Origin of the sequence: Shewanella sp. SM68 (genome assembly GCF_025653925.1) — a bacterium.
GTDB lineage: Bacteria > Pseudomonadota > Gammaproteobacteria > Enterobacterales > Shewanellaceae > Shewanella > Shewanella oncorhynchi.
Map to the genome: position 1 here is coordinate 352,641 of NZ_JAKKRU010000001.1, position 14,941 is coordinate 367,581.

Consider the following 14,941-nt stretch of genomic DNA (forward strand, 5'->3'; position numbering starts at 1 on the left):
TAAGACTAAATAACGGCTATTTACTTAAAGGATTGAACTAACAGATATTGATAAGCGGTGGAATGACGGTTCACTAAAACAAACCGAGGCTCATGCCTCGGTTTTCGGTACGACTAAAAATAACTGACAAGGGTTAACCCAAATCGACTTACACTAAAACGATTTACATAATGTCGATTTACAAAAGTCGCCTTACAAAGCCCTCTTACAAAAGATCAGTCTTCAGCTTTAACAGCTTTCTCAACCACGGCAATACCAAGTTCAGCTAATTGCTGCGGATTGGCAAAACCAGGCGCGTTAGTCAGCGGACAAGCGGCAGTGGTGGTTTTCGGGAACGCCATCACATCACGGATTGAGCTTGCGCCCGTCATCAGCATGATGATGCGGTCTAAACCAAACGCTAAACCAGCATGTGGCGGTGTGCCGTAACGCAGCGCTTCTAACAGGAAGCCGAACTTCTCTTTAGCTTCATCGTCAGTAATGCCCAGAATACGGAATACCGCAGACTGCATTTCTTGGTTGTGGATACGCACTGAACCACCGCCTAATTCGCAGCCGTTTAATACCATATCGTAAGCATCAGAAACACGATTTGCTGGGTTAGCTTCAAGTTCAGCTGCCGTTACACCACGCGGTGCGGTGAACGGATGGTGAACCGCGTGGAAGTTGCCGTTGATTTTCTCAAACATTGGGAAGTCAACTACCCACAGTGGACGCCATTCACCTTGCAATAAGCTAAAATCTTCGCCCGCTTTAAGACGCAGTGCGCCCATAGATTCGGCAACCACAGTCGCCTGATCTGCACCAAACAGGATAATGTCACCAGTTTGCGCGCCAGTGCGGCTCACGATTTCATTGACTATGCTTTCGTTTAAGAATTTTAGCACAGGTGATTGAATGCCTTCTAAGCCAAGGCTTAGATCATTAATCTTCATCCACGCTAAGCCTTTAGCGCCATAGATGCCAACAAATTTAGTGTAATCATCGATTTGCTTACGAGACAGTGCAGCGCCGCCCGGAATACGCAGTGCAGCAACACGGCCTTCTTCATCGTTCGCAGGACCAGAGAATACCGCAAATTCGACTTCTTTGAGTAAATCGGCAATGTCCACCAGCTCTAATGGGTTACGTAAATCTGGCTTATCTGAACCAAAACGACGCATCGCTTCGTTGTAAGTCATGCGCGGGAACTCGCCGAGATCGACGTTCAGCATTTCAAGGAACAGACCACGCATCATCTCTTCGGTTTTCGCCATCACTTGCTCAGAGCTCATGAAAGACGTTTCGATATCGATTTGGGTGAATTCTGGCTGACGGTCGGCACGTAAGTCTTCATCACGGAAGCATTTTACGATTTGGTAGTAACGATCAAAGCCTGACATCATCAGCAACTGTTTAAACAACTGTGGCGATTGTGGCAAGGCAAAGAACTGACCTTTATAAGTACGGCTTGGTACTAAATAATCGCGGGCACCTTCTGGGGTTGCCTTGGTCAGGATCGGTGTTTCTATGTCTAAGAAACCGTTTGAGTCGAGGAAACGACGCACAGAACTGGTCACTTTAGCGCGGAAAATTAATCGCTGCGCCATTTCTGGACGACGTAAATCTAAGTAACGATACTTAAGACGTTGCTCTTCGCTGTTGTTCTGGTAGTTATCCATGCTCAATGGCAGTGGATCGGCAGCGTTGATAATCGTCAAGGCTTGACCTAAGACTTCAATCTCACCCGTCTTCATTTGACCATTGACTTGGCTATCAGGACGGGCACGAACTAAGCCTTTGACCTGAACGCAAAATTCGGCGCGCAGCGTGCTAGCGACATTGAACACCTCAGGTAAGTCTGGATCATAGACCACTTGGATGAGACCTTCTCTGTCTCTTAAATCTAAAAAGACAACGCCACCCAAATCACGGCTACGATTAACCCAACCTACCAAGGTAACTTCTTGTCCAACGTGAGACTTATTGACGTCTCCACAATAATGACTGCGCATCTAACTCTATCCTTTATCCGGAAACCGGTGCTTTGGAAATAATCAAAACGAGATAAAAGCGGCATTATAGTAAAATAATGCCGATTACCAAAGTACTTCACACTTAGGCGGTGAAGTATCAAACAGTTTTACGCCCTTGACTAGAGGCGAACGCACTATCTGAGCATGAGCGTTCAAAAAAACATCAAGCTGAGCGATAACAACGCCCGCCGCTACTTTTTGCTTGGTACATAAGCTGATCGGCTTTTTTCAACAAACCTATTGCGGTGTCACCATCGCGGGGGTAAATCACCACGCCGATACTAACGGCTATGCTGACACTGACGCCTTGAATAAGCAAAGGGCTCGACAGTGCCTGTAGAATATTATCAGCAACTTGGGTAACGGCATCGAGATCTTGCACACGATTTAGCAGGATAACAAACTCATCGCCGCCAAATCGCGCAACGGTATCTGATCCACGGATAACCTTGGTTAACTTTTGGGCGACCAGTACCAGTAATTCATCGCCAATAGGATGACCATGTTGGTCATTGATTTGTTTAAAACCATCGAGATCGATGAATAACAAAGCGAAATGTGCCTGTTCTCTGCGATGAGATAGCAAAGCTTGGGTTAGTCTGTCATCAAGTAAGGCACGATTGGGCAACTGAGTTAAAGCATCATGATTAGCCACATGCAGCAAACGTTTTTCTGCCACCAATCGCTGGGTGATTTCACGATTTAAGCGGCGATTCACTAACAACACAGCCACCATCACTAAGCACAAGATTATCACGCCAAACACGATATAACGCAGCCATTGCAGATATTTAGCACTCTCTGTCGCCACAGAAAATGACACCCAGCGCGTATATATTTTTTGCTGGTGTTGAGCATCAACCAAAGCCAAAGCTTTATTAATCAGCGGCACCAGCGGCGCAAATTGAGGATAAACACCAATATGACTGTGTTGATCGGCGAGATCACTGAGCAGCGACATTTTTAATGTCGGATAGTGGCTGGTTTTAAGCTCAGAAGCTAAAGTCACCACTTTATCGATAAACACATCCGCATTGCCATTCGTCACTGCCGCTAATCCGGCCTGCGTATTTGGCACAATGACTAACTTGAGCGAAGGCTCCAGACTCATCAATTGCGCCACCAAATGATATCCCTCAACCACAGCCACCCTTTGACCTGCGAGCTGAGCAATATTAAAAACCGAGACTTGTTCCAGTTGCGACACTAAGGCCCACGGCGATGGCCAATAGGCTTCACTAAACGCTAAACGCTGCTGGCGCTCCGCCGTTTGCGCGACACTGCCAGCTAAACTCACCTCGCCCTTTTGCAACGCCTCGATTAACGAATGCCAATCATCAAAGGCAACGGGCGTGAGCTTAAGTTTGAGTCGTTCCTTGAGTAATTTGACGATATCGCTATTGATCCCCGCAAACTCACCCTGATCATCCATAAACTCCATCGGTGGCCATTGTTTTAGATAACCGACTTTAAGTTCGCCTACACTTTCCACATAGGCCTGTTCTGCTGGGCTTAGGCTGACATGGCGCTCAGCTTGGGTAAAAACATGATCTTTAGGATTGAGCATCCATTTATGTTCAATCTCAGCAAATTCTTGATTGCTAATACTGTTAAACCCATTGGCTATCCTCTGTGTAAGGCCAGCATCATCGCTACGGGTCAACACATAAATGTTGGTGCTAAATTCGAGATCAGGATACTGGCTAAAGTCAGACCAGCCTTTATTGAGCAGTAAATAATGGGATGTCCATGCACCCGCGGCGATAAAACCGATAACTTCTCCAGACCTCGCCCCCGCCACCATGGCATCCATACTGTCGTAATAACGCAGTGACACTTGGGGTAATGCTTTACGCAACTCCACCAAATAAGGCGCTGTCGGCACCACACCAATACGTTTACCTTTTAAGCTGTCTAAATCGGTTAACTGTTGCTGATAGAGAAAGAGTCGACTCTTCACTGTATATAAATGCCAAGCCTGAGTAAGGCCCGTTTTAACATCATCACTTTCAGGATAACCTATATGGGCATCGGCGAGACCACGACGAACATCGTCCACGCTAGAGTTCATATCACCAGAAATAAAATCAACGGCAATACCCGTTTTCTCAGACCACAGTTGCCACATGTCCACATACAAGCCATGGGGTAAACCATCGACCCCTAAGTCCACAAAAGGCTCGACGCCCAGTTGCATCGAAATAACAATCCCAGCTTGTTGACGTTGATAGCCAAGCCAACGTCGCTCCGTTTGCTGAATAAAGTGCGCATCGAGCGCAGTGAAACCTTTATTGATTTTATCGACTAATGCAAGATTGCCCTTTTGAACTGCGGGTACAAACTGCATCGCCTTAATTTGAAGGCGGGCAGTATTGGGAAAGTTTGCGGCAATCTCTTGGGATGAGTCGGGATCTTTCAAATAGCCTTCTAACCCCGCAAAGACTACGATCTCGCCCGCGGCGACCCCTACCAATAATTTCTCACGACTTTCGTAGCGTTTAAACACAAGCTGCGGTTCGATACGGTGTAATTCCGCTTCATGGGATGAAGCCGCTACCACACCAATTTGAAAGGGGATCAGTTCTTTGATGGATTTTTTGCCCTGCAAGGATTTATGCAAATACAAAAAAGTGCCCACATCCGCAATGGGCACCGCAAAATCAAATTCTTGCTCTCGCTCTGGGATTTTCCCCATGCCGATATGCACTTGCGCCTTACCTTGCCGCAGTTGATCAAGGGACTCATGCCAGTGGCGCGCCACAAAAACGACTTGGGTATGGCTTTGTTTAGCCCACTCTTTCCATAAATCAACCAGTAATCCAGTCGGCTCGCCATCGTTGTCGACATATTGATAGGGAAAGCTATCCTCACCCATAACGATGATTAATGGCTCAGAGGACAACGGACTTGCCTGCCCCGTTATGCTCAAAAAACAGCTGCACAAGATCACAATTAAGTGGATCACAAACTTCAAGTTGAGCCCTTAGTACTTGATGTACATGTAACGATTTTGTTATCTATTAAGTATTAGACAAAAATTTATCGCAAATTACTAGCATGAGACTTGCTGCTAATCGCTCTGATTCGTTAAAATGCACAGTTGAATTCCCATGAAAAATCTCAGATGAACGTTTCTCAAGACACTATCTACGCTCAAGCGAGCGAGCATATTAGCGATTTCCAGTTTGATAACCGTGTAGCAGGCGTCTTCAGTGACATGATCCGCCGCTCAGTGCCTGGATATACGCAAATTATCAATACCATAGGCGATTTTGCAGATCGTTTCGTCATGCCAAATACTCAAATTTACGATTTGGGTTGCTCACTCGGCGCCGCCACCTTAAGTATTCGCCGCCAAATCCAAGGCCGCCAATGCCGCATTATCGCTGTAGATAACAGTGAATCTATGGTCGCACGCTGCCAAGAGAACCTGAATGCCTATGTCAGCGATACGGATGTCGATCTGGTTTGCGGTGATATTCGCGATATCGATATTCAAAATGCGTCATTGGTGGTACTCAATTTTACCTTGCAATTTTTACCACCAGAAGACAGAGAAACCCTGATAGCCAAGATTTATCAGGGTCTTAATCCCGGCGGGATTTTAGTGCTGTCTGAAAAAATTCGCTTCGAAGATGCTCCTATCCAAACCTTATTGGAAGAGCAACATTTGGACTTTAAACGCGCTAATGGTTACAGCGAACTTGAGATCAGCCAAAAACGCAGTGCGCTGGAAAATGTCATGAAGCCAGACACCTTAACCACGCATCAACAACGACTCACCAGCCAAGGCTTTAGCCATTTTAGTCTCTGGTTCCAATGCTTTAACTTTGCTTCTATGGTGGCCATCAAGTGATCAGCTTTAGCTCATTTTACCAACAAATCGCCGATTCGAATCTACAGCACTGGCTCGAAACCCTGCCGAGCATTTTAGGCAAGTGGCAACGGGAGCATAAACACGGCAACCTGCCAAAGTGGGAAAAAGTGCTCAACAAGCTGCACTATCCGGCACCCGACCAAGTGGATTTTGTTGATAGCGTGACCGTCGGTAGCGGCGAGCAACTCAGCCCAGGCGAAAAAGAGAAGCTAGAAAACCTGCTGCGTCTGTTTATGCCATGGCGTAAAGGCCCCTTCCACATTCATGGCATACATATCGATACCGAATGGCGCAGTGACTGGAAATGGGACCGCGTTAAGCAACATATTTCGCCGCTAAACAACCGCACTGTGCTCGATGTCGGTTGTGGCAGTGGCTATCACATGTGGCGCATGTTGGGCTCAGGTGCCAAACGTGTCGTCGGTATCGACCCTTCACCGTTGTTTTTATGTCAGTTTGAAGCCGTCAAACGTTTAGCTGGCCCCCATCACCCAGTGCACCTGTTACCATTGGGTATTGAAGAGCTGCCACCGCTCGATGCATTTGACACGGTTTTCTCCATGGGCGTTTTGTATCACAGACGTTCGCCTATCGATCACTTGTTACAGCTGCGTGATCAATTGCGCACCGGTGGTGAGCTCGTGCTAGAAACCTTGGTGATAGATGGCGACGAAAATGCCGTACTCGTGCCTCAAGATAGATATGGCAAAATGAATAATGTATGGTTTATTCCATCTGTTGCCGCGCTCATGCTCTGGTTAAAGAAGTGTGATTTCACTGATATACGTTGTGTCGATACCGATGTCACAGCCCTTGCCGAGCAACGCCGTACCGACTGGATGCCCAACGAATCACTGGTTGAATACCTAGATCCTAACGAAATCACCAAAACGGTTGAAGGTTATCCTGCGCCCAAACGCGCCACGATTATCGCAGTGAAAAATCAACCTAATCAGGATTTAAACTAACCTTTTCAGTCTGAAGTAAGCGGATATCAGTCATTGCGTCCTCAAGGTTTGAGTTAGTAATGGCTGATATCAAAAGCCGAAAGATCACCATTCATCTAGTTCATCTGGAATATGTAAGTGTTCAGCTGCTCATTGTAACTCCTTCCTTGAATAGTAATACATTTACGACTCCCACCCTTATCGTTGACATCCAGAACAGAACAGGGTTTCATGCATAACAATGACTTGAAGCTAACTCAATTGGATACTAAGTCAAAGTTAACTCATTCCATCACAGATGCAGAACACATAACCTATGTTAAAACCCACTTTACTGGTTAGCCTGTTTGGCTTGAGCCTTTATGTTACGAATGCCGCCTATGCGGCGCCAAGCCCTGTTCCCCTTTTAGTTGAACAATGCCTGCGTTTGCCAAGTATTGATCTTGCGACTGTGTTCGCCAATGCGCGTTTAACTGCGTCTGAATTAACCTTGGCCCAGCGCGCACTTATTTTTGAGCAACAGATGTTAGGGCTTAATAATATCAACGACAGACTCAACTATTACCGTGGGTTTAACTTACCAAGTGAGGAACGCGAGGGTCTACTGCAATGCCAGCTACACCTCGCCGACACCCTGTCGCAACTTCTCAGCCAAACTGAATTGAGCCAACTCGCCTATGCCTTAGCCCAAGGCAATGCAGAACAAATACTGCTGAGCCAACAGCTTAAACAATTGCTACAACAACATTGGCGCGCCGAGGAGAAAGCGAAATTACATACTGCACAAGCCAGCATAGGCCAAGGGTTAGGCAGTCAACAATTTAGTCTTGCCTTCAATGACAGCCAATGCCAACCTGAAGTGACTCAGCAGCAACATCTGCATAAAAAAGAGGATAAAAGTGACGAGCCGAAGCCCGACAGTTCAAAGCAGAGCGACTTTTCTGGCACTATCGCCAGTTACTTACTGACGCAGGAAAACGCCGTATGTCGCCAAAATGTATGGCAGGCCTACCAAGCCAGAGCCAGTGAAGCCAATCAAACGGCATTAGAGCGAATTGCTGAGCAGCGCCAACAAGCCGCCACTGCTGCAGGCTTTACCGATTACAGCGCATTAGTGCTTAGTTCGCAGCAGTTATCGTCCCCTGAATTAGTCAAAGCTTTTCTTGATAGCCAAACCCAAGATCTGCAAGTGGCTCCCTGGGATATTGGGCGAACCCTGTCACAACAAGCATCAGCCAAGGGGCCGACATGGCAAACTTCTGACGTCTTGAGTCACAGCTTTACTTATCTGCAAGTGTTTGGTTTACACTTTGAGACCATAGAAACCGCTAAGGTCGATAAAATACCTGCCGATCCCAATCGGCCACATATCGTCAGGGTCTACCACCAGCAAAGATTGTTAGGCGAAATCTATGTGGCGTATAACCCAAATCCACAGCAAGGTAGTCAACAGCAGACATTGCGTCAAAGTGTACTCGGCCAGCAATTTGGACAACAAGCGTTGGATCTCAAACCACAGCTGAGTAACTACAAAGACATTGAGCAATTAACCGAATCCATCGCAGAGGCTGTCACTTCCCTTGCTAAAGCGAGCCATTTCTACCTCAACAATGCCATGGGACAGAGTCAAGATAGCTATTTTGTGGCGAGCCTCTGGTTAGCTGAAGTGCTACGCCATCAACTATTTCCGCAATTTGAGCACACCTATTTACAGGAGCGTGAAACACTGGCTAAAGCTTATTCGAAGCAGCTTAAAGTCTTTCGCGCTAAGGTTGCAGTCAACTTTTACCAAAACTCAAGTGCACAAGTCTACCCCGATCTCGGTGCAGAGTTTAATGCGAGCTTTGGCCAAGACTGGCCACAAACACAAGATTATCCTTATAGCTTCAATGCTATCGCCAACGAAGGACCGCTCTACTACCAATCACTCTGGCAAGCATCGCTAGCCCAGCTGATAGCTCAATCCACATTCAACTGCCAAGACAAACTAAAATTATTCAATGTATTAGTCATCAATGAAGACGCTTTAAGCTTCAGTGACCAATTAAAAGCGGTCATTGACGCCCCCGTTGATAGTGCTGCGCTGATCCAAAGGATCTCAAATAGCACCGCTTCAGAACATGCTGACAGCTCCAACAATCAAGCTTTCGACGCAATAGGTTCTTGTGCGTTTTAAGTGTTAATGCTTAGGATGTGTTTGTGACTCGCTCGGGCGCAAACACAGCTAATTGTCATTATTCGCCTATCTATCCCCTCAATAACTTAGCGCGACATAGTTAGCTGTATGTCGTGAAAATGACTGACTCTATGATATTTAATTGAAAAAGTCGTAAGAAGTGGCCACTATAAGCCCCAATCTATCGTTTTTTTGAGATTATAATGACTCGAGCTAAATCTACCTTAGAACAATGGCGTATTTTGCAAGCGGTGGTCGATTTTGGCGGCTATGCCCAAGCGGCCGAAAAACTCAACAAGAGTCAATCGTCACTTAACCATGCCGTTGCCAAATTACAGCATCAATTAGGTATCGAGCTACTCGAAGTCAAAGGCCGTAAAGCCTATCTCACCCCGCAGGGCGAAGTGCTGCTGCGCCGCTCACGGCATGTCACCCAAGCCGTCAACGAGTTAGAACAACTTGCGAGTAATCTTGAACAAGGGTGGGAGCCGACACTCACGATTGCCCGTGAAATTATCTATCCGATGGAAAGCTTAGTGTGTGCCCTCAATGCGTTTCTGCCCCACAGTCGTGGCACTCGAATCATCATGCTGGACTCAGTGATCACCGGTACTCAAGAGCTCATTCTGCAGAGTAAAGTCGATATTGCTATCTGTGCAGGGGTGCCGCCTAAAGGGTATTTATCCGAACCCTTATGTGAACAAGAACTCTACCTCGTCTGTCATCCAAATCACCCACTCGCTGATTTAGGCACAATTGAAGACGATAAACTATTGGCACAATATTTACAGTTAGTGATTAAAGATACTGGTGTACAATCCAACATTGATATCGGCTGGCTCAAAGCTGAGCAGCGCTGGACAGTCTCTAACTTCCATGAAGCTAAAGTCATTTTAAATCAAGGTATTGGTTTCTGTTGGATCCCCTCTTTCTTAGTCCAAGAAGAATTGGCTTCGGGTAATCTAGTACGTTTACATCTTGAGGGTAGCCAAAAACGTCGCATCATGTTGAGCTTAGTTATCCCTAATAGGGATCAACAAGGGCCTGCATCAAAACTGCTTGCTTCCTTGATTTTAAAACAGCATGGAATTGAAACGACGAATAGTCATTAACAGCAAGATACCAAACGAGTTATCAATTCGAGTGAGCAAAACGATAAGTGCTAACTGCTGATTAAATGGTTAGTTCTTAGTGGTACTGAGAAGTTGTTTCGAAAAAGATGATGAACAGCGAATCATGGGAATAGTTAAAGCCTAATCTTACACACTAAAGTCGACATAGCGCGCTTGTTGATCACCCAAATATTGCGGCTGAATAAATCCCGTCTCCTGTAAAAGGTCATCCTTCACATATAACTCGCTCTGCAAAGACACATTCGTATTCGCGCTAGCACTGATATTTGAAGACTGCTCATTTACATCGTTTGCGGACAAAACATCCGTAGATTGCAAATTGCTAAGCAGCTCATTTGAAGATGCCAGATACGAAGACTGAATATTGGCTTGCGACGTCATATCGACACGAGCTGAAGGTCCAGCACTGGCTTGTGCAACCGCGACATAATAACGGCTTGCAGCACTATCGGATCTTGAGATAAAACCCGTCGCTAAATCCGCTGAAGTTGAAGCTTCTCCAAATGCTAAAGTTGCGGTCGGTGGCTCAATCGTTTCCACTGTGGTCGATGTAGTGACTGAGTCACTGATATCAGAAGAGGTTTTCGAACCAGTATCAATGACTCTCGTGTTGGCCGTTTGCGCCTCGATCGCTTGTTTTAGCTTATCAAGCGCAGTAGAGGCGGGGGTGAATACAGCCTCTTGGGGCTGAGCAATATTACCGGACTCATCAACGTCTCCCGTCACTACAGGTGTATGTTTTTCTAACGGTGGCAACTCTTTGATTTGTGCATCTGCGTCTATTAATGTTTGAGTCGTTTGCAAGTCAACAATTTGTTTTTGTCGCTCCTCTGCCAGCATCACCTTAGCTTCATTCATTTTTTGCAAGGCTTCCGCGGCAACACGGATATCCGCTGATGACGGGTCAACAGGAGCCATTGCTGCGGCATAAACTTGCTTCATTTTGTTTATCGTTGCAAGCGGGTCGCCTCCCACTGGAGAGACATCAATCTGCACTTCGCCATCGGTGGCGTAACGTTGGCCATCAGCACCCTTTTCATACTTAAAACTCGGGCTCTGAGCGTATTGTCCTCCGACGGTTGCGTGGGCATGCTCATGGGCTTTAACCTCTGAATCTCGAGTTTTAAGCTCATCGACTTGCTGTTGCTGTTGAGCCTGCACTTTTTCTTGGGCTTGTATCTCTTGTTCCTGAGCCTGTTGAACCAGTGATTGCTGCTTTGCCTCTTCCGCTGCTGCAATTTGCTGTTTCTGCGATTCTTCTTCCTGTACTTGCTTTTCAAGCTGATTATCATTTGGGGCAAAGACAGCAGCTAAGACTTGTTGACTATCATCTGGATTAGACGCTGTCGCAGGAGCATCTACAGGACCAGCTTGAGCCTGAGCTTCACCGAAAACTTGAGTAAATTGTTCTAACACAGTCGGTTGAGCAACATCATTGCTAGCTGATTGATCTAAGGCTTGCGCAGAGTTTGACTGACCAACAGGCCCTGCACTCGTTGCTATACTCTTATTTACAGCACTGTTGATTACAGAATCAGACGTAGAGGGATCAACTAACGCAGCTCCAGTAAAGACAGTTTGTGGTCCAAACACTGCAGCTAAATCAGGCATTATTGGAGAAACATCACCCGTGCTAGATGGATTGAAAGCAGGAATATCAGTACCACTAGTGCCAATTGATGGACTCAGAGGCGTAAAAATATCAACGGGAATATTGCTCGTTACACTGAGATTTGGACTTATTGTAGCCAAGGAATTTACCCCAAGTCCGCTATTACTCGTACCCGCGACTGGCGAAAATACCTGAGTAGAAATAGGTGCCGCAATCTGTCCCCCGCGTACACCAGAAATGGATCTTGGTCCTGTTAACAAACTAAAACTCGCATCGGCATGTAAGCTCGCTCGATCATTTAACGTATTTACCTGAGGATTGCTCCTTGGCGTTGGTACGGAAAAAGGATCGATCTTGGGTGCTTGGCTTGCACCATTCAGTACAGGAAGTACAGGTGCTGCAGTTGATGAAACAGCACTAGAAGCAGCAAAAGACACATTCGGTGATGAGTGGAGAGATTGGGAAACGTTAGCAGCTAATGAAGTAATAGGCGTGGCTTGAACTGGAGCAAATGAAGTTCCAGTAACCTGTAGTTCATGGACACCACTCGCTTCAATTTTTGCGGAGCCTGCAGTGTGAGCGCTGGCTCCTTGATAAGTGCTATTAGCGTGACTCTGGCTTTGACTCTGGCTTTGACTCTGGCTTAGATTCGAGCTGAGCATCTTATCATGTGCCGAAAATGAAGAGGATGGCGCTCCAACCTTAGGTGATAGCGCCACAACCGACATGATATTTACACCTTAATATTAATGATCGAACCTATCGTTTCAGAATCAGTTTCAATCACTTCTGTTGACGCTTCCCCTTGTCTTAATGACTCATTAGCGTTAAGTAATGCCGAGGTTTTATCAGGCTGCGCAACATCTCTTGTAGATTCAGCCGGAGCCGCACTTTGAGTCGGTGTAGGTTTAGCCACATCTATTGTTGCTTGAGTGAGCCCAGATTGAGCACTTTGCAAGCCTTGCAGACCGGATGAATAAGCAGATTGGATTTGCATAACGGTATTCCTGCACGCTGTGATTAATGGGTTAATTATTGACCAATTACCTGCAAAAGTACAGGTTTTATCCGCATTCTCACCATTTATTTACGGTCTTATTTATCCTGTGATCCAATTGGCTTCCCAATCCTTAAATACGGGATTAAAACCCTGCCGTTGCATCTGTTCGATGACTTGCTCGACGCTGCGATCATCGCTTATCTCAAATTGATCGAGTTGACTGTCGGGTGCTTGATAGCCGCCCGGTTGTGTCGAACTACCCGCACTGATTTGAGTAATTCCAAGTGGTAAAAGATTATCCCTCAGCTCAGGGCTTTCCCTTGTCGACATACTGATATCAAGCTGATGATTAAAAAGTCTAAATGCACAAATCATTTGTACTAAACCTAAATCCGATAGCATAACTTTTGGGGTGATCCCGCCAGTACAAGGCCTTAACCTTGGCAGCGAAATACTAAAGCGAGTGCGCCAATAGCGACGCTCTAAATAGTCAATATGATATCCCATCATTAACGCATCTAAACGCCAATCATCCAGCCCCAGTAACACTCCAAGACCAATTTTATCAACGCCCGCCGCCGCAACTCTATCCGGTGTTGCTAAGCGATAGGCAAAATCCATTTTTTTACCTCGGGAATGATGGCTAGCATAAGTCTCTGGCTGATAGGTCTCCTGATAAATCATCACAGCATCTAAACCTAGCACGACTAACTGGCGATAATGGTCCTCACTCATGGGCTGGACCTCTATCGCCACATGGCTAAATTGCTGCTTTACCAATGGTAAAATTTGTTTGAAGTAATCGATACCGACCTTAGTTTCATGCTCACCCGACACCAGTAAAATAGAATCGAACCCCCTATTTTTGATAATGACCATCTCGGCCATCAACTCCTGCTCATTCAAGGTCTTGCGTTTGAGTTTGTTACTCATGCTAAAACCACAGTAATCACATTCATTAGCGCACAGATTCGAGACGTATAGCGGTAAATACATGCCCAGATTCGCGCCAAATCTCTGCCGCGTAAGCGCCGCTGAATGTTGTGCCATGGTTTCGATATAAGGTTCAGCCGCAGGTGATAACAAGGCCAGTAAGCTGCGTAAATCCCCTACTGGACTCACTAACGCCCGCTCGACATCTTGGGCTGTGCAAGAATACAAATCGAGTAACAGTTTATCCCGTGGGATGTTGGCAAATTCCGCTACAAAACTCATTGATTTAAAAATCCCGTCAGAGGACTGGTCTGTACCGCGCCCGTTTGTACTCGGCCAAGCCCAGCTTCAAAGGCTCGCCGACCGCATTGCACCGCCTCCTTAAAGCACTCGGCCATCACTATCGGCGACGCGCTGCTGGCGATGGCGGTGTTAACGAGCACCGCATCGGCGCCCAGCTCCATTGCCCGCGCAGCCTGCGAAGGTGCGCCAATGCCGGCATCGATCACCACTGGCACCCGCGCCTGCTCTATGATGATTTTTAAAAAGCTTTCAGTGACTAAACCTTGATTACTGCCAATCGGACTCGCCAGTGGCATAACCGCAGCGCAGCCCACCTCTTCCAAGCGACGGCACAGCACAGGATCGGCATGCACGTAGGGCAACACGATAAAGCCTTTATCACAGAGAATCTTGGCCGCTGCTAAGGTTTCAATTGCATCGGGCATCAGGTACTTAGGATCGGGGTGGATTTCGAGCTTAATCCAATGAGTTCCCAGCATTTCACGGGCAAGCTCAGCCGCAAACACCGCTTCCTTGGCATTTCGCGCCCCCGAAGTGTTAGGCAATAGCCGTACACCCGCTTGACGTAACGGCGTGAGTAAATCATCAAGCCCCATTTTAAAATCAATTCTTTTCATCGCAACTGTCACTAACTGCGATTTTGAAGCCATTACCGCCTCGATCATCACTTGGCTATTACTGAACTTTCCCGTTCCTGTAAATAACCGCGACTCAAACTCCACATCGGCAATCTTTAACATACTAGCCTCCCGCTACAGCTGAGAAAAGTTCTAATTTATCTTCATGTTGGCAGAGAATAGATTGCCAGCGGTTGCGCGGAACCACCTCAGCATTCAACAAGATAGCAACCGAATCGAGGGCTATATCTTGCGCGAGGATCACAGCCGCGAGTGACGTCGGTTCAGATAACGACTGCGGGATATTGTTTATGTGAATTAAAATCAT

At 46.6% G+C, this 14,941-nt stretch carries 11 protein-coding genes; 4 read left to right on the forward strand and 7 right to left on the reverse strand.

The features are described 5' to 3' along the window. Positions 1–215: 215 nt before the first annotated feature. Positions 216–1,994 (reverse strand): aspartate--tRNA ligase, encoded by a 1,779-nt coding sequence (gene aspS, locus L5M40_RS01545; RefSeq protein ID WP_028759851.1) that lies wholly within the window; start codon positions 1,992–1,994, stop codon positions 216–218. Positions 1,995–2,178: 184 nt separating this feature from the next. Then, on the reverse strand, positions 2,179–4,989 hold the full coding sequence (locus L5M40_RS01550) for a transporter substrate-binding domain-containing protein (RefSeq protein WP_263256190.1): 2,811 nt from the start codon (positions 4,987–4,989) through the stop codon (positions 2,179–2,181). Between the two features lie 150 nt (positions 4,990–5,139). Here L5M40_RS01550 and cmoA point away from each other — a divergent pair, with 150 nt between their 5' ends. The 4 genes from cmoA (at position 5,140) to L5M40_RS01570 (ending at position 10,127) form a co-directional block, all read left to right on the forward strand. After that, positions 5,140–5,871, forward strand: coding sequence for a carboxy-S-adenosyl-L-methionine synthase CmoA (gene cmoA / locus L5M40_RS01555; RefSeq protein WP_006081747.1), 732 nt, complete (start codon positions 5,140–5,142; stop codon positions 5,869–5,871). Then, positions 5,868–6,860: a tRNA 5-methoxyuridine(34)/uridine 5-oxyacetic acid(34) synthase CmoB gene (cmoB, locus tag L5M40_RS01560; protein WP_263176189.1), complete on the forward strand. Its 993-nt coding sequence runs from the start codon at positions 5,868–5,870 to the stop codon at positions 6,858–6,860. Before cmoA ends, cmoB begins: the two co-directional genes overlap by 4 nt. Positions 6,861–7,155: 295 nt before the next feature. Beyond that, positions 7,156–9,015, forward strand: coding sequence for a M3 family metallopeptidase (locus L5M40_RS01565; protein ID WP_263176191.1), 1,860 nt, complete (start codon positions 7,156–7,158; stop codon positions 9,013–9,015). Between the two features lie 203 nt (positions 9,016–9,218). Further along, the gene (locus L5M40_RS01570) at positions 9,219–10,127 is read left to right on the forward strand and encodes a LysR family transcriptional regulator (protein ID WP_113940376.1); all 909 of its coding nucleotides are present in this window, start codon (positions 9,219–9,221) and stop codon (positions 10,125–10,127) included. A gap of 147 nt (positions 10,128–10,274) precedes the next feature. Here the strand turns inward: L5M40_RS01570 and L5M40_RS01575 are convergent, their stop codons facing one another. The 5 genes from L5M40_RS01575 to thiS form a co-directional block, all read right to left on the reverse strand. Further along, complete coding sequence (locus L5M40_RS01575) at positions 10,275–12,488, reverse strand: putative metalloprotease CJM1_0395 family protein (protein WP_263176193.1); 2,214 nt, start codon at positions 12,486–12,488, stop codon at positions 10,275–10,277. A 5-nt stretch (positions 12,489–12,493) separates the two neighbouring features. Then, positions 12,494–12,757 carry a chemotaxis protein gene (locus tag L5M40_RS01580; RefSeq protein ID WP_131524079.1) on the reverse strand — a complete coding sequence of 88 codons (264 nt, stop codon included), beginning with the start codon at positions 12,755–12,757 and terminating at the stop codon, positions 12,494–12,496. A gap of 102 nt (positions 12,758–12,859) precedes the next feature. Then, complete coding sequence (gene thiH, locus L5M40_RS01585; RefSeq protein ID WP_263176195.1) at positions 12,860–13,975, reverse strand: 2-iminoacetate synthase ThiH; 1,116 nt, start codon at positions 13,973–13,975, stop codon at positions 12,860–12,862. Then, positions 13,972–14,736: a thiazole synthase gene (locus L5M40_RS01590; RefSeq protein ID WP_263176197.1), complete on the reverse strand. Its 765-nt coding sequence runs from the start codon at positions 14,734–14,736 to the stop codon at positions 13,972–13,974. Before L5M40_RS01590 ends, thiH begins: the two co-directional genes overlap by 4 nt. 1 nt (position 14,737) lies before the next feature. Beyond that, positions 14,738–14,941, reverse strand: coding sequence for a sulfur carrier protein ThiS (thiS, locus tag L5M40_RS01595; protein WP_263176198.1), 204 nt, complete (start codon positions 14,939–14,941; stop codon positions 14,738–14,740).